Genomic DNA, 14,422 nt, shown 5'->3' with positions numbered 1-14,422 from the left:
CGCGTACCAATCCCGGCAGAGCGGCCTGCTACTTGTGGGGCACCGGCGGCGTTCCATGCGTGTGGAACGACTCGATGGTCTTGAGGCCCCAGGCCTGGCCCTTCTTGCGTTCCTCCTCGGTCCAGACGATCGGCTTCCAGTCCGGCGCCAGGATCAAACGTGCGCCGGCATTGGCGACTTCGACGCGGTTGCCGCCGGGCTCGTAGACATAGAGGAAGAAGGTCTGCTGGATCGCATGTTTGTGCGGTCCGGTCTCGATGAACACGCCATTTTCCAGAAAGATATCAGCCGCACGCAGAATGTCTTCGCGGCTGTCGAGCGCGTAGGTGACGTGGTGGAAGCGCCCCTTGGTGCCGGAGTGATCGCGCGAATAGGCAAAGTCGTAGCTCTTGTTCGACATCGTCATCCACATCGCCGCTTCCGTGCCGTCATTGAGCACGATCTGCTCGGTCAGGCGGAGCCCCATATAGTGCTCGAAAAACTCCCGGTTGGCCTTGATATCCACCGCGAGGCAGTTGAGGTGATCGAGCCGTCGCACATTGATGCCCCGCGCCGGATAGCGCTGCGCCTGATTTTTAAGCGCCGGCTTGAGCTCCGGCGGCGCCTCGTACCATTCGGTCTCGTAATAGAGTTCGACGATGTGGCCGTCGGGGTCGCGGCAGCGAAATGCCGGCCCATGGCCGAGGTCACCGTCGGTCCAGCCGATATCGTAGCCGGAGCCTTTCAGCGCTGCGACGCGGCGCTCCAGCGCCTGCGGGCTACGCGCCCGCAGCGCCATATGCTCCATGCCCGACGTGTTCGACGCCGTCAGCTTCAGCGAATAGCGCTCATAGTCGTCCCAGCCGCGCAGATAGACCGACTCGCCCTGCCGGCCGGACACGGTCATGCCCATCACGTCGACGAAGAATTTGAGACTCTCGTCCGGCTTCGGCGTCAGCAATTCGAGATGGCCGAGATGGGCGAGATCGAAGATGGGTTCGGGAGTCATTGGTCGTTTCCTCCAGTATTCTAGTCGAGCTTACTCGATCCCCTCATGGTGAGGAGCGCGTCTTCGCGCGTCTCGAACCATGAGGAATTGGGCGCTCATCCTTCGAGACGCGGTCGAAGACGACCGCTCCTCAGGATGAGGGCGACGGCGCGCTATCGCAACGCGCGCGTCACGTCGTCGAACAGCTCATCAACGCTCAACCTGCGCGGGATCAGCCCCTGCTGCGCAGAATAGTCTGTAATGAGAGCCAGCGAACGATTCATGGCGTCCGCATCGAAAGACAGGCTCTTGCCGGCTGCCGCCGCCCTGCTCGCCTCCAGCATACGGTGGACTTCGCGCACCACATCGGGGCGCGTATCGGACAATTGCTTGCTGACCACCACCATGTGGTTGATCGGCACCACGCCATGCCTGGCCAGCCAGGCTTTCTCTGCAGCGGCCACGTCTGGGAACAACTGCGCCACCCGTGGATCGTCGCTCTTCTCGCCGAGCACGGCGTCCAGTTCGCCGTCGAACAGCATCTGCATGATCGCCTTGCCGGCAGGCGCCTTGGTGGTGCTGTCGACATATTCGGCGACATGCGGATCCTCGAAGGTGATCCATTCAATCGCATCGAGATTGACGCCGTAGTCATTGGCGAGCATGCCGCGCAGCCACGCGCCCGTTGTTGTCGTAAACGATCGAATACCGACGCGCTTGCCTTCCAGATCCCGCGGCTTGGCAATGCCGGCCGCCGGGCTCGTGACCGCAAACCCAAATTGATGCCGCGCCATCATCACATCAGGCAGCAGCGCCATCGGCTTGTCGTAACTCCTGGCCATCAGATAGGTGACGATGGCCATTTCGGCGACGTCGAAAGCCCCGTCGCGCACCATGGGCTTGAAGCCCTTGTTGGTGGGCGTGTAGTCCGCGAAGTCCAGTTCTACGAGATCAGACGTGATCGCGCCGGATTTCAACGCAACCGTATGCGGATGATCGCCGAGCAGAATACGGAGCCGCATGCCAGCCTCCTCCCCGCTCAGGCCTGATCGGGATCGTCGACGTAAACCAGGCCCGCTTTGGCGAGCGGCTCGCGCATATTATACATGTCGAGACCGAGGATGCCGGAGGCAAGCTTCTGGCGCTTGGCGTCTTCTTCGGCAAAACGCTTCTCGCCCTTCACCGCAACCTCAGCGGCATGTTTGCGCGGGATCACCACGACACCGTCTTCGTCGGCGACGATGACGTCACCCGGCGTCACCTGCGCGCCGGCGCAAACCACCGGCACGTTCACCGCGCCGAGCGTCGCCTTGACTGTCCCCTTCGCCGAGATCGCGCGCGACCACACCGGAAAGCCCATCTCGCGCAACGTCTTGATATCGCGGCATCCAGCATCGATGATCAGGCCAACGCCACCGCGTGCCTTCAGCGAGGTCGCGAGGAGATCACCGAACATGCCGTCGGTGTTGTCCGTCGTGCAGGCCACCACCAGCATGTCGCCGGGTTTGCACTGCTCGATGGCCACATGCAGCATCCAGTTGTCACCGGGCTGCGCCAGCACGGTCACCGCGGTGCCGGCCGCTTCCGCGCCGCACCACACCGGCCGCATATAGGTCTTCATCAGGCCAAAGCGGCCATAGGCCTCGTGCACCGTAGAGACGCCGAGTATACCCAACCGCTGCACCACATCGGCATCGGCGCGTTGAATATTTCTGACAACGACGGGCTTCATGCCAACACCTCCAGCGTCATCGGGAACAGGCGCTGATAGGCTTCCCCATAGGTCATGGCCGCGCCGGTGTTGCGGCCGCCCTGCATGCCGCGCTGCAAGGCCACCCGCTCGTAATAGGCCCACAAATGTTTCTGCGCAGCGAGAATTTCGAACGTCTTGCGCTTGATGTCCCAGACCTCATCGATATTGAGGATCACCTGCGGCTTGAAATTGCACATCTCCGGCTGATGAGGCTCGAACAGGAACACCGGCGGCGCGGAGTAGCTGTATTCCGCTTCAGGCTTATGCCCCATCGCCTGCGCGATGATGCGGGCCTCCTGTGCGGCGGCGGTCGCCGCGGGATGATCGACATTGTAGGGATCTTCGAGCGAATGCGTCAGCACGAAGCTCGGATTGAGCTCCCGATAGATATCGATCAGCCGTTCCTTGTGCGCCTCGGTCAGATGCAGCGGATAATCGCCGGCATCGAAAAATTCGATCTCGGCGCCGAGCGACGCCGCCGCACGCTCGGCTTCGTCTTTTCGGCCAGCCTTGACCTTATCGAGCGTCATGCCCGCCTGCTTCCAGGCAAATTGCGACTCGCCGCGTTCGCCATATGCGAGACAGACGATCTTGACGCGGTAGCCCTTCTTCGCATGAAGCGCGATGGCGCCGCCGGCGCGCCAGACGAAATCGCCGGGATGGGCTGAGACCACGAGGCCGGTCTTGGCTTTGGACATCGGATGTTCCTGTCGCTTGGAGCATGATCCCGAAAAGTGGATGCCGGTTTTCGGATAAGATCATGCTCGAAAAAAGAAAACCTAAAGTCTGATTCATCGAAGATGAGTCAGACTTTAAGTGTCGAATTCAAACAATCGCGCGGGATTGTCGACGAGGATCTTCTGCTGAATCTCTGCATCCGGCGCGAAGAGCGGGATCAGATCGACGAGATCGCCGTCATTGGGCATCGCCTTGACGTTGGGATGCGGCCAGTCGGTGCCCCAGATCACGCGATCCGGCGCGGTCTCGCAGATTGTCTTCGCAAACGGCACGGCATCGGTGAAGGGTGGCCCCATGGAGGTCACGCGTTCGCAGCCGGAGACCTTCACCCAGCATTTCTCGTCGCGCTTCATGAGGTCGATCAGGGTGCGGAACGGCTGCTGCTCCAGGCCATCGGCGGCCTTGACGCGCCCCATATGATCGATGGTGTAACGCACCGGCAGTTTTGCCAGCAGGTCGGCATAATCAGGCAGGTCGACCGCATCGAAATGCAGGTCGACATGCCAGTTCATCGGCGCGATCATGTCGATGATGCGATGAAACACTTTCATGTCCGGCGTGCCACCGAGATGTCGCACGAAGTTGAAGCGGCAGCCGCGGAAGCCGCCTTCATGCAATTCGCGCAGGCCCTGCTCCGTGATCGTGCCATCGATATTGGCCACCGCCCGGTAGCGGCCGCCGCTCACCGCGATGGCGTCGAGCGCCACGCGGTTGTCGGTCCCGTGCACGCTGGCATTGACGATCACCGCGCGACCGATACCGAGCTTCCTGTGCAGCGCCTGAAAATCTTCCAGCGGCGCGTCGGGCGGAATGTAGGAACCGACATAGGGATATTTGTCGCCGGGCCCGAAGATATGCGTATGCGCGTCGCAGGCCAGCGGCGGCAGCTTGAACTTCGGCACCTTGGTATGCGGATCGGGACCGGGAACGGTTGGTTTCGTCATTGCTTCGGAATTCCTGCCTTGTCGATCACGGCTGTCCACTTCGCGATGTCGTCAACCAGCCGGGCCTTCAGTTCCTCGGGTGAACTGGCTTTCGCCTCGATGCCGAGATCGAGCAGCTTCTGCTTCACATCGGGCATCGCCAATACTTCGCGCAGGCCCGCATTCAACCGCGCAATCGCTTCGGGCGGCGTACCTGACGGTGCGAATAGCGCATTCCATGACACGACGTCATAGCCCCTCACGCCACCCTCGATCATCGTCGGCACGTCTTTCAGGATCACCGAACGGGATTCGCCCGTGGTCCCGACTGGACGCATCTTGCCATCCTGCAGCGCGGATTTCATCCCGACATAATTGTCGATCATCACATCGATGTCTTCGCGCAGCAGCCCGACAATGACCTCCGGCGTTCCGCGATATGGCACGATCTGGAAATTGATCCCGGCCGTGGATTTGAGCAATTCGGCCGACAGGTTCTGGGTGCTACCGACACTGATGGTGCCGACATTCAGTTTGCCCGGATTGTCGCGCGCGAACTTGATGACGTCGGCCAGCGTCTTGTGTTGCGAATTCGCATTGGTGCCGACGATGAAATCGAAGAAGCCGATGCTCGAGATCGGCGCAAAGTTCTTCACGGGATCGAATGGCAGGTTCTTGAACAGCGGTACGCTGACGGCGGTGCCGTTGCTGAGCAGCGCCAGCGTATAGCCGTCCGGCTGCGACGACAGCACTGCGCGCGCCGCAACGACGCCACCGGCGCCCGGCATGTTCTCGATCACGAGACGCTGGCCGAGATTATCGCCGAGCTTCTCGGCCACGATGCGGATGGTGATATCGGCAACACCGCCGGCGGCAAACGGCACGATCACGCGAATGGGCTTGGTCGGATAGCCGGACTGGGCCTGCGCTACAGGTACCGCGGTCGTGAGGAATATCGCACCAAGCGCCAAATGCGCGGCGCTCAGCAGATGCTTGAGCCTGGTCGGGAAGCGGAGCGTCATGATGGATTGAAGACGCCTGATGCGTCCACCCTTGCCGTTTTTATGTCGGTACCCATGGCCGTCACGTTATCGCGACAGGGCTATAGACCGTTCTGCTCCCGCAGTAACCAATTCCGATATATGAAACAAATGAGAAATCTGGGATAATCGTGCAGTTTCCTGCATATATCCTGCCGAGTGGATTATCCCGCAGCCTGGAAGTATTTGCGGGTCAGGTCGATCAGCGCCTGCGCTGGCTTGCTCACCGGCTGTCCGCGCTTGACGATGATGCCCACCGTGCGGCTGACGCTGGGATTACGCAGCGGCACAGCGACCAGTCCGGCAGTTCCCTGCGTCGCCACTGCGATACTGGGGACCACGGCAATGCCGAGCTTCTCGAACACCATGCCCACCGCCGTCTGCAGATGCTGCACCTCGTAGCGCCAGTTCAGCTTATCGCGGCGATGGCCGAGCGCGTCGTCGATCAGGGCCCTATTGCCGGCCTGCGGGCTGATACGGATCAGCGGCATATCCTCGAGATGCGACCAGGCCACGAACTTGCGTTGCGCAAAGGCATGATCCTTGGTGCACAACAGGACGAAGCGCTCCTTGATCAGCGGGGTGACAGCCAGATCCCATATATTCGTCGCCGTGATCGTGATGCCGAACTCTGCCTGGCCGGACTGCACCAAAGTGGCAATCTCGCTGGCTGAATTGTCGTGGATCTTGATCGAAATCCCCGGGTGCACCGCATTGAACTGCTTCAGCACCCGCGGCAGGTGATAGGCGGCGATGGTCGGCAGGCAGCCGAGCGCGATGTGCTCCTGCCGCTTGCGGCCCCGTGCCCGCAGCAGATCGATAGAATCGGACAACTCCCCGATCATCCGCCGCGCGGTCGGCAGCAGTTCCAGCCCGGCCGGGGTCAGTGCCACCTGCCGCGTTGTGCGGGCCAGCAGCTGAAAGCCGAGATCCTCTTCGAGTTTCTTGATCCGGTGGCTCAGCGCCGTCTGCGACAGATTGAGGTGCGCGGCCGCGCGCGAAAAGCTGCCCCGCTCCGCGATGCTCAGAAACGCCTGCAGGCCGGGAAAATCGATGCGCATAAGAGGTCCGTACACGGGCCGAAGGCAACCCCGTTGAGATAACGCAGCGATAACGAACCATGCAGGGTTACGACGCCAGCATATACCGACATCTCGGGCTGGTTAAAACCGCGTAAAGCCAGATCGCCGGCCTTGAACGGCAAGGTATCCAGTGCTGGGGTTTCGCATTCCAATGCGGAGCTAATTCCACAATGCAATTTTGACGAGCAGAGCCCACCGATAGCCCGCGGACGTGCCTTAACAATTTGTCCAGTCCCTGACCTGCATAGTCGGCCCAACCGGGGCGTGAGACGCGAATTCATCAATGACCAGTTTAAACGCAGCGGCGTCGTTCGGGCGCATTATCTCGGTACGGGGCTCGCTGGCCCGCGTCGGATTGCTCGCCGTGAGCCCGATGACACCCTCGGAGATGCGCGGTACCGTCGGCCGCTTCGTCAGCATCCGTTGCGCCTCCTCCACCATCATCGCCATGATCACGGAGGTGTCCGCCGAGAACATGCATGCATCGGACATGTATATCGCGAGCGCCTCGGTCGATCTGCTTGGCGAAATCCTGGGGTCGGGGGACCAGGCCAAGTTTCAGCGCGGCGTCACCAACTACCCCACCATCGACGACATCGTCGATCTGATCAGCACTCATGACCTGCGCACGGTCTATGCGCCGTCCGGCTCCGAGCAGATCAACGTGGGCACGCTGCAGCAGGACAAAACGGTGACGGCTTACGTCGACGTCGAGGAAATGCTGAGCAAGCATTTCGCGGTGCTCGGCTCTACCGGTGTCGGTAAATCCACCGGCGTGTCACTGCTGCTCAATGAAATCCTGAAGTCGCGCCCGCATCTGCGCATCTTCCTGCTCGATGTGCATAACGAATATGGCCGCTGTTTCGGCGATAAGTCGCTGGTGCTGAACCCGCGCAATCTTAAACTGCCGTTCTGGCTGTTCAATTTCGAGGAAATCGTCGACGTGCTGTTCGCCGGCCGCCCCGGCGTGCCCGAAGAGCTCGAAATCCTCTCGGAAGTCATCCCGATCGCCAAGGGCGTCTACACGCAATACCAGAACGCCGACCGCATTGGCCTCAAGCGCATCGATCCCAAGACCATCGGCTACACCGTCGATACGCCGGTGCCTTATCGCCTGGTCGATTTGATCTCGCTGATCGACGAGCGCATGGGCAAGCTCGAGAACCGCTCGTCGCGTATCCAGTATCACAAGCTGATCTCGCGTATCGAAGCGGTGAAGAACGACCCGCGCTACGCCTTCATGTTCGACAACGCCAATGTCGGCGGCGACACCATGGCGGAAGTGATCAGCCATCTGTTCCGCCTGCCCGCCAACGGCAAGCCGATGACCATCATGCAGCTCGCCGGCTTCCCCGCGGAAGTCGTCGATAGCGTGGTGTCGGTGCTCTGTCGTATGGCATTCGATTTCGGCCTGTGGAGCGACGGCGCCTCGCCACTGCTGTTCGTCTGCGAGGAAGCGCATCGCTACGCCTCCGCCGACCGCAATATCGGCTTTGGCCCGACCCGCAAGGCAGTGTCGCGCATCGCCAAGGAAGGCCGCAAGTACGGCGTCTATCTCGGCCTCGTAACGCAGCGTCCGGCAGAACTCGACGCCACGATCATTTCCCAGTGCAACACACTGTTCGCCATGCGCCTCGCCAACGAGCGCGACCAGGCCCTGCTGCGCTCCGCGGTGTCGGATGCTGCCGCCAACTTGCTCTCGTTCGTGCCGTCACTCGGTACCCGCGAAGTACTCGCCTTCGGTGAAGGCGTCGCATTGCCGACCCGCCTGCGTTTCAAGGAAGTGCCGCCGCATCAACTGCCGCGCTCGGAAGCCACCATCGCGACAGTGCCCTCGGTTGCCGCCGGTCACGACATGCAGTTCGTCAGCGCGGTGCTGGAACGCTGGCGCGGCGCCACATCGCATCGCGATGTGCCGAACGATCCCGGCTTCATCGAGCGGCCGCTGGCAACGCCGAGCCGCACCGTCGAAGCCCCGATGCTGCAGCCCTCGCTCGGCCTCGATCCGGATCGCTTCTCGCTGCTCAAGAAACCGCTGCGCTAATCGCATCGGCTTGCATTGCCGCAAGCGCTTTGCGGTGACGGCGTGATCGCCTATGGTCTCGTGAAACAGAAACGTTCACGGGAACGCCAGATGACCCAGCCGATTGCGAAACGCTTTCCGACACCCGCCCTCGACAAGCTGCCCGAGGACATCCGCACGCGCATTATGGGCGTGCAGGAAAAGTCCGGCTTCGTGCCGAACGTATTCCTGTCGCTGGCCTATCGCCCCGACGAATTCCGCGCGTTCTTCGCCTATCACGACGCCCTGATGGAAAAAGACAGCGGGTTGACCAAGGCCGAGCGTGAGATGATCGTGGTCGCGACGTCAGCCGCCAACCAGTGTCATTATTGCGTCATCGCGCATGGTGCGATCCTGCGCATTCGCGCCAAGAACCCGACCATCGCCGACCAGATCGCCGTCAACTACCACAAGGCCGACATCACGCCAAAGCAGCGTGCGATGCTGGATTTCGCCATGAAAGTGAGCCGGTCCGCCGAGACCATCGGCGAGCAGGATTTCGCCGAGGTCTCCGGCCACGGCTTCAGCGACGACGATATCTGGGACATCACCGCGATCTCGGCCTTCTTCGCGCTGTCGAACCGGATGGCCAATGTCACCAACATGAAGCCGAATGACGAATTCTATATGATGGGCCGGCTGCCGAAGTAATGGCCCGGGTTTAGAAGGATCTCGCATTGCTCGACTGGTCGGACATCATCTTGCGTCTGGGCGTCGCCGCCCTGGTTGGCGGCGCCATCGGCCTCAACCGCGATCTGCACGGCAAGCCCGTGGGCGTGCGCACGCTGGGGCTGGTCAGCCTGGCCACCGCCATGATCGTGGTGCTGGCAGATCCGCTCGGCAAAGGCGGCTTCACGGATGCCGGGAGCCGGGTCATTCAGGGCGTCCTCACAGGCGTCGGCTTTCTCGGTGCCGGCGTGATCTTTCATGCCGAGCGGCATTTCCGCGTCCGTGGCCTGACCAGCGCCGCCTGCGTCTGGCTGACAGCCTGTGTCGGCATCATGTGCGGCGCGGGTCACTGGCGCATTGTCACCGTCTCGGTGGTGATCGCCTTCGTTGTGCTGCTGCTCGGCGGAAGGATCGAACGCGCCCTGCATCGCGTGCTCGGCGGCAAAGGCGATCCCACTGCGATCCCGATGGATGCGCCTCAGTCGTCCGACGCCGGTCCGCACCAGCCGGGCAAATAGATCGCATCCTTGCTTTTGGCGATTGCCAGTGCCTTCTCCAATGCCTTGGCGAAATCGGCCTCGACCTCCTTGGTGGAGAGCCGGCTGCGAAACAGGTCCGCCCACAGGAATTCGCTGAACGGCGTGGTGTCCTTGGCATAGCCGCCAGCGCGGCGAATTTCGCCGGCCAGGCTGCGGAACGGATCGTCCTTCAGGCCCGTCACCGATTTCGGAATATCCTTGAAGTGCCGCCGCTCGCCCTTGGCGTCATAGGGATAGGCCCAGCGGCGGTGATCGAGCACACCCCAGAAGGCTTTCATATCGACCATCGTGAGATCCGCGATCACGGTGACGAGCACATCCTTCACGCCTTCGTCATGCAGCGCACGTGCGAGATGATGGTGGTCGACGACATAGTGGCGCTGGTCGGGCCCGAGCACCACCGGGATCATGTGCTGGCCGAGCAGTTCGGCCTGTTTGCGCTTCGATTTATGTGCACGCCATCGTTTGCGCTTCTCCTTCACCTCGCGCATGCCCACCGTCATCTGCGTTGGCCGCAGCGACAGGATTGGGACCGGATGCAGCAACGGTTCGCGTGTGTTCGGCATGTGGCCTCCCATATCTGACGTCTGTTCAAAACCAACTATGGCATGGCCGCCGCGTCGATACGGATCAGTTCCACGTCATCTCCGACGATTGCCGCATCCGTGCCATGCGGACTTTATCTGCGCGAAGCAGCCGCCTCATGTTACACTGCGACATTGCATGCGCAGACCCACGACGATGAAGACCCAGCAGCCGATTATCAGAGAGGATGACGAGCACCGCGTGCTACGTTTCGTGCCGCGCACCTCCGACACGCTGCCACACCATCCCACCGCTCCCGCCGACCACCCCCGCCGCCGCCAAACCACCGGCGCCAGCGACCTGTCCCGCTATCAACAGGCACAGGACGACCCCGACGACTTCCGCCACCGGATGCTGGCCAATAGCGCAGCCTTCGGCTTCACGGTGATCCTCGTGGGTGTCGGGATCTGGCTCGCGGTCAGCATCGCGGATCTCCGCAAAACCCAGGATTGCGTGTTGATGGGCCGCCGGGACTGCGCCCATATTGTTGCGCCGCACGGCTGAGGGGCGCCAAACCCTCTTTCCACAGCCCACAGGGGCTGGTGAGCGAGCGCTCAACTGCATTGAACTGCCGCCCCCGCTCCGATATACGGGCAATCGACTCTATACGGCGGACCGGGACTGCCCCGGGGCGAAGGCTTGTCTTTGCGCGCGCCGATCGAACATTATCTTCAATATATCAAAGGCTTAGTAATGTCCTCCACATTCGATCAGGTCGCTACAATCATCGCCGAGACTTGCGACATTCCCCGCGACACGATCACGCCGGAAAGCCACGCCATCGACGATCTGGGGATCGACAGCCTCGACTTCCTGGATATCGCTTTTGCGATCGACAAGGCGTTCGGGATCAAACTGCCGCTCGAAAAATGGACCCAGGAGGTCAATGACGGCAAGGCGACCACCGAGCAGTATTTTGTCCTGAAGAACCTCAGCGCGCGCATCGACGAATTGGTCGCGGCCAAGGGCGCGTAACGCCCCGCCATGAACCTCGAATATTTTCACCTGATCGACCGCATCACCGACCTCAATGTCGGCGAACGGACGATCACGGTTGAAGCGAACGTCCCCGAAACCAGCACCATCTTCGAGGGCCACTTCCCGGGCTACCCACTGATGCCCGGCGTGCTGCTGATCGAGTCGATGGCGCAGACTTCGGGCTGGCTGCTGATCGCGCTGATGAAGTTCAAGCGCATGCCGTTCCTGGCCGCGGTGAAGGAAGCCAAGATGCGCACCTTCATCACGCCGGGTACGAAGCTGGACATCAACGCCAGCGTGCTGCACGAAGGCGACGGCTTCTACATGACCACTGTCAAGATCAAGGTCGACGGCAAGCTGACCTGCAACGCGCAGCTCACCTTCAAGACCGTCCCGTTTCCCCATCCGGATCTGCGCGGGCACATGGACATCGTGGCCGAGCGCATCGGATTTCCCCTACAGGCGATCACCAATGGCTGAAACCCGACCGATGACATCCGAGCCGGTGGAAGCGTGGATCACCGGCATTGGCCTCGCCACGTCATTGGGCGAAGGCCCTGACGCGCATTGGAATGCGTTGAACAACAAGCGTATCAATGTCGATGAAACCGGCTTCGCGCCGAACATCGTCCACCCCCTCGCGCCGGTCTCGTACGACGCGCAGATTCCCAAGAAGGGCGATCAGCGTCAGATGGAAGCCTGGCAACGGATCGGCACCTATGCCGCCGGCCTCGCGCTCGATTCCGCGGGCGTGAAGGGCAATAAGGACATCCTGTCGAGGATGGACATGATCGTCGCCGCCGGTGGCGGTGAGCGCGATCTCGCCGTCGATTCCGGTATCCTGAATTCGGAAGGCTATGGCGCAGCATCGCCGGGTCTGCTGAACGAAAAGCTCCTGAACGATCTTCGTCCGACCCTGTTTCTGGCGCAACTCTCGAACCTGCTGGCCGGCAACATCGCCATCGTGCACGGCGTCACCGGCTCGTCGCGTACCTTCATGGGCGAGGAAGCCGCCGGCGTCGATGCTGCGCGCATTGCGCTGGCACGCATCGCCTCGGGCCAGAGCGACATCGCACTGATCGGCGCCGCGCATAACGGCGAGCGCAAGGATCTGCTGCTGCTATACGAATTCGACGACTTCAACCTGAAGAACAAATTCGAGACCGTGTGGGCACGCGAAGCGAATTCGGGCTTCGCGCTCGGCTCGGCTGGCGCGTTCCTCGTCATCGAATCCAGGGCGCATGCTGAAGCGCGCGGAGCCAAGCCGCTGGCACGCTTGAAGAGCGTCGTTGCCGATCAAGCCCGTCGCAAGACGCCCGGCGAAGTCACGACGTCGCTGCAAAAACTGTGGTCGCAGCTCGGCGCCAGGAGTGACGCAGCGATCATCACCGGCGCGACCGGCGCGGAGCCTGTCACCTCCGAAGAGCGCACCTTCCTGAAGGATCATGCCGATGTCGCCATCCGCGGCACCGGCACTCTCTTCGGTCATACGCTCGAAACCCAATTTCCGCTCGGCCTCGGCCTTGCGGCCCTTGCGATCTCGCGCGGCGCGATGTTTCCGCCGAACGATTCAACCGGCCTTGAGATTGAAAAGTCCGGCAAGCCCACCCAGATTGTGGTGATCGGCGCCGGTCATTGGCGCGGCGAAGGCATGGCGCTGGTTGAAGCCATCTAGAGCCTCGTTGGGCTCTAGATTTTTCTTATGTTTGAGCATGATCTTATCCGACCGGCATCCACTTTTCGGGATCATGCTCAAGTTAAGCGGTCGACGCGGCCGATGGAGAGAGCATGACTGCAACGCGCGATAATTTCGGCCGACCGATCGTCGTTGTCACAGGCATGGGTGTCGTGACATCGCTCGGCGCCGGCAAAGAGGACAACTGGGCCAAGCTCACCGCCGGCGAGTCCGGCATTCGCACCATCACCCGCTTTCCCATCGACGGCATGAAGACGACGATGGCAGGCACGATCGATTTCGTGCCGGTCGAGCCGTTTTCCTCCACTGACCTCTCCGAGAAGCTCGGCGAACTCGTCACCGAGGAAGCCATCGCGCAGGCCAATATCGGCAGCAAGGGCGACTTCCCCGGCCCGCTGTTCCTCGCGGTTGCGCCTGTCGAAGTCGAGTGGCCGCAGCGCCAGGTGCTGGCCAAGGCCGCCGGCGCCAATAGCGACATCAATTACGACACGCTGCTGCGCGTCGCCGGTGGCGGCAAGTTCGTTCAGTATCACCGCCGCTTCCTGTTCGGCTCGGTCGCCGATCATCTCGCGGACACGTTCGGCACCAAGGGCTCACCGATCTCGCTGTCAACCGCTTGTGCCTCCGGCGCTACTGCGATCCAGCTCGGCGTCGAAGCGATCCGCCGCGGCGAAGCCGATGCGGCGCTGTGCGTGGCCACCGACGGTTCGGTGAACCCGGAAGCGCTGATCCGCTTCTCGCTGCTATCGGCACTCTCGACCCATAACGACCCGCCGCAGAAAGCTGTCCGTCCCTTCGCCAAGAACCGCGATGGTTTCGTGATGGCCGAAGGCGCCGGTGCGCTGGTCCTGGAAAGCCTGGAAGCCGCCACCGCGCGCGGCGCCAAGATCCTCGGCATTGTCGCCGGTTGCGGCGAGCTCGCGGACTCCTTCCACCGCACCCGCTCCAGCCCGGACGGCAAGCCGATCATCGGCTGCGTGAACAATGCGCTGGTGGATGCCGGTCTGACGTCGGACCAGATCGACTACATCAACGCCCACGGCACCGGCACGCCGGAAAACGACAAGATGGAGTATCTCGGCATTTCCAGCGTGTTCGGTGAGCGCGCCAAGGAAATTCCGGTCTCGTCGAACAAGTCCATGGTCGGCCACACGCTCTCCGCCGCCGGCGCTGTCGAGGCGGTGTTCTCGCTGCTCACCCTGGAACACCAGCGGATCCCGCCGACGATCAATTACGATGTTCCCGATCCGGCCATTCCGTTCGACGTGGTTCCCAATACCGCCCGCGATGCACGCGTGACGGCCGTGATGTCGAATTCCTTCGGCTTTGGTGGCCAAAATGCCTCGCTGATCCTCACCGGCGAGCCCGTTTAAGGCTCCCCGGCCCCGTT

Annotated in this window: 16 protein-coding genes; 8 read left to right on the top strand and 8 right to left on the bottom strand. The window is 61.8% G+C overall.

From position 1 onward, the window contains the following. Positions 1-28 precede the first annotated feature (28 nt). The 7 genes from A4A58_RS06275 to A4A58_RS06245 form a co-directional block, all read right to left on the bottom strand. Positions 29-988, bottom strand: a complete 960-nt coding sequence (locus A4A58_RS06275; RefSeq protein WP_068730601.1) for a catechol 2,3-dioxygenase — start codon at positions 986-988, stop codon at positions 29-31. A 152-nt stretch (positions 989-1,140) separates the two neighbouring features. Further along, a complete protein-coding gene (locus A4A58_RS06270; protein ID WP_068730600.1) occupies positions 1,141-1,989 on the bottom strand; it encodes an ABC transporter substrate-binding protein in 849 nt (282 codons plus the stop codon). A gap of 17 nt (positions 1,990-2,006) precedes the next feature. Beyond that, positions 2,007-2,699 carry a 4-carboxy-4-hydroxy-2-oxoadipate aldolase/oxaloacetate decarboxylase gene (locus A4A58_RS06265; RefSeq protein WP_068730599.1) on the bottom strand — a complete coding sequence of 231 codons (693 nt, stop codon included), beginning with the start codon at positions 2,697-2,699 and terminating at the stop codon, positions 2,007-2,009. After that, positions 2,696-3,418, bottom strand: coding sequence for a PIG-L deacetylase family protein (locus tag A4A58_RS06260; RefSeq protein ID WP_068730598.1), 723 nt, complete (start codon positions 3,416-3,418; stop codon positions 2,696-2,698). The genes A4A58_RS06265 and A4A58_RS06260 overlap by 4 nt, the downstream gene beginning before the upstream one ends. Positions 3,419-3,532: 114 nt before the next feature. Further along, on the bottom strand, positions 3,533-4,402 hold the full coding sequence (locus A4A58_RS06255; RefSeq protein ID WP_068730597.1) for an amidohydrolase family protein: 870 nt from the start codon (positions 4,400-4,402) through the stop codon (positions 3,533-3,535). After that, a complete protein-coding gene (locus tag A4A58_RS06250; protein ID WP_068730596.1) occupies positions 4,399-5,403 on the bottom strand; it encodes a Bug family tripartite tricarboxylate transporter substrate binding protein in 1,005 nt (334 codons plus the stop codon). Before A4A58_RS06250 ends, A4A58_RS06255 begins: the two co-directional genes overlap by 4 nt. 182 nt (positions 5,404-5,585) lie before the next feature. Next, positions 5,586-6,482, bottom strand: a complete 897-nt coding sequence (locus A4A58_RS06245) for a LysR family transcriptional regulator (protein WP_068730595.1) — start codon at positions 6,480-6,482, stop codon at positions 5,586-5,588. 304 nt (positions 6,483-6,786) lie between these two features. Here A4A58_RS06245 and A4A58_RS06240 point away from each other — a divergent pair, with 304 nt between their 5' ends. From A4A58_RS06240 to A4A58_RS06230, 3 genes are all read left to right on the top strand, one after another. Continuing rightward, the gene (locus A4A58_RS06240; protein ID WP_081421752.1) at positions 6,787-8,547 is read left to right on the top strand and encodes an ATP-binding protein; all 1,761 of its coding nucleotides are present in this window, start codon (positions 6,787-6,789) and stop codon (positions 8,545-8,547) included. Positions 8,548-8,637: 90 nt separating this feature from the next. Beyond that, positions 8,638-9,216, top strand: a complete 579-nt coding sequence (locus tag A4A58_RS06235; protein ID WP_068730732.1) for a peroxidase-related enzyme — start codon at positions 8,638-8,640, stop codon at positions 9,214-9,216. Positions 9,217-9,242: 26 nt separating this feature from the next. Beyond that, positions 9,243-9,752, top strand: a complete 510-nt coding sequence (locus tag A4A58_RS06230; RefSeq protein WP_068730594.1) for an MgtC/SapB family protein — start codon at positions 9,243-9,245, stop codon at positions 9,750-9,752. Here A4A58_RS06230 and A4A58_RS06225 read toward each other — a convergent pair. Then, complete coding sequence (locus A4A58_RS06225) at positions 9,713-10,339, bottom strand: ParB-like protein (RefSeq protein ID WP_068730593.1); 627 nt, start codon at positions 10,337-10,339, stop codon at positions 9,713-9,715. The two genes, A4A58_RS06230 and A4A58_RS06225, sit on opposite strands and share 40 nt — an antisense overlap. A gap of 175 nt (positions 10,340-10,514) precedes the next feature. Between A4A58_RS06225 and A4A58_RS06220 the strand changes: the two genes are divergently transcribed. The 5 genes from A4A58_RS06220 to A4A58_RS06200 all read left to right on the top strand — a co-directional run bounded on the left by A4A58_RS06220 (position 10,515) and on the right by A4A58_RS06200 (position 14,405). After that, positions 10,515-10,862 carry a hypothetical protein gene (locus A4A58_RS06220; RefSeq protein WP_068730592.1) on the top strand — a complete coding sequence of 116 codons (348 nt, stop codon included), beginning with the start codon at positions 10,515-10,517 and terminating at the stop codon, positions 10,860-10,862. Positions 10,863-11,051: 189 nt separating this feature from the next. Next, positions 11,052-11,333, top strand: coding sequence for an acyl carrier protein (locus A4A58_RS06215; RefSeq protein ID WP_002711294.1), 282 nt, complete (start codon positions 11,052-11,054; stop codon positions 11,331-11,333). 9 nt (positions 11,334-11,342) lie between these two features. Beyond that, positions 11,343-11,816, top strand: a complete 474-nt coding sequence (locus A4A58_RS06210; RefSeq protein WP_068730591.1) for a 3-hydroxyacyl-ACP dehydratase FabZ family protein — start codon at positions 11,343-11,345, stop codon at positions 11,814-11,816. Next, positions 11,809-13,011, top strand: a complete 1,203-nt coding sequence (locus tag A4A58_RS06205) for a beta-ketoacyl-ACP synthase (RefSeq protein ID WP_068730590.1) — start codon at positions 11,809-11,811, stop codon at positions 13,009-13,011. Before A4A58_RS06210 ends, A4A58_RS06205 begins: the two co-directional genes overlap by 8 nt. Positions 13,012-13,124: 113 nt before the next feature. Next, positions 13,125-14,405 carry a beta-ketoacyl-ACP synthase gene (locus tag A4A58_RS06200; protein WP_068730589.1) on the top strand — a complete coding sequence of 427 codons (1,281 nt, stop codon included), beginning with the start codon at positions 13,125-13,127 and terminating at the stop codon, positions 14,403-14,405. The last annotated feature ends 17 nt before the right edge of the window (positions 14,406-14,422 follow it).

It is taken from the genome of Tardiphaga robiniae, from assembly GCF_001618955.1.
Classification (GTDB): Bacteria; Pseudomonadota; Alphaproteobacteria; order Rhizobiales; family Xanthobacteraceae; genus Tardiphaga; species Tardiphaga robiniae_A.
Note: the sequence above shows the minus strand (reverse complement) of the source record. Positions and strands in the feature narration are given on the sequence as shown.

What these genes read in the sequence shown, in the direction of transcription:
- A4A58_RS06205 (WP_068730590.1), top strand. Translation starts at nt 11,809, where the DNA reads ATGGCTGAAACCCGACCGATGACATCCGAGCCGGTGGAAGCGTGGATC.
- A4A58_RS06265 (WP_068730599.1), bottom strand. Translation starts at nt 2,699, where the DNA reads ATGAAGCCCGTCGTTGTCAGAAATATTCAACGCGCCGATGCCGATGTG.
- A4A58_RS06210 (WP_068730591.1), top strand. Translation starts at nt 11,343, where the DNA reads ATGAACCTCGAATATTTTCACCTGATCGACCGCATCACCGACCTCAAT.
- A4A58_RS06275 (WP_068730601.1), bottom strand. Translation starts at nt 988, where the DNA reads ATGACTCCCGAACCCATCTTCGATCTCGCCCATCTCGGCCATCTCGAA.
- A4A58_RS06225 (WP_068730593.1), bottom strand. Translation starts at nt 10,339, where the DNA reads ATGCCGAACACACGCGAACCGTTGCTGCATCCGGTCCCAATCCTGTCG.
- A4A58_RS06255 (WP_068730597.1), bottom strand. Translation starts at nt 4,402, where the DNA reads ATGACGAAACCAACCGTTCCCGGTCCCGATCCGCATACCAAGGTGCCG.
- A4A58_RS06245 (WP_068730595.1), bottom strand. Translation starts at nt 6,482, where the DNA reads ATGCGCATCGATTTTCCCGGCCTGCAGGCGTTTCTGAGCATCGCGGAG.
- A4A58_RS06250 (WP_068730596.1), bottom strand. Translation starts at nt 5,403, where the DNA reads ATGACGCTCCGCTTCCCGACCAGGCTCAAGCATCTGCTGAGCGCCGCG.
- A4A58_RS06240 (WP_081421752.1), top strand. Translation starts at nt 6,787, where the DNA reads ATGACCAGTTTAAACGCAGCGGCGTCGTTCGGGCGCATTATCTCGGTA.
- A4A58_RS06215 (WP_002711294.1), top strand. Translation starts at nt 11,052, where the DNA reads ATGTCCTCCACATTCGATCAGGTCGCTACAATCATCGCCGAGACTTGC.
- A4A58_RS06270 (WP_068730600.1), bottom strand. Translation starts at nt 1,989, where the DNA reads ATGCGGCTCCGTATTCTGCTCGGCGATCATCCGCATACGGTTGCGTTG.
- A4A58_RS06220 (WP_068730592.1), top strand. Translation starts at nt 10,515, where the DNA reads ATGAAGACCCAGCAGCCGATTATCAGAGAGGATGACGAGCACCGCGTG.
- A4A58_RS06260 (WP_068730598.1), bottom strand. Translation starts at nt 3,418, where the DNA reads ATGTCCAAAGCCAAGACCGGCCTCGTGGTCTCAGCCCATCCCGGCGAT.
- A4A58_RS06200 (WP_068730589.1), top strand. Translation starts at nt 13,125, where the DNA reads ATGACTGCAACGCGCGATAATTTCGGCCGACCGATCGTCGTTGTCACA.
- A4A58_RS06235 (WP_068730732.1), top strand. Translation starts at nt 8,638, where the DNA reads ATGACCCAGCCGATTGCGAAACGCTTTCCGACACCCGCCCTCGACAAG.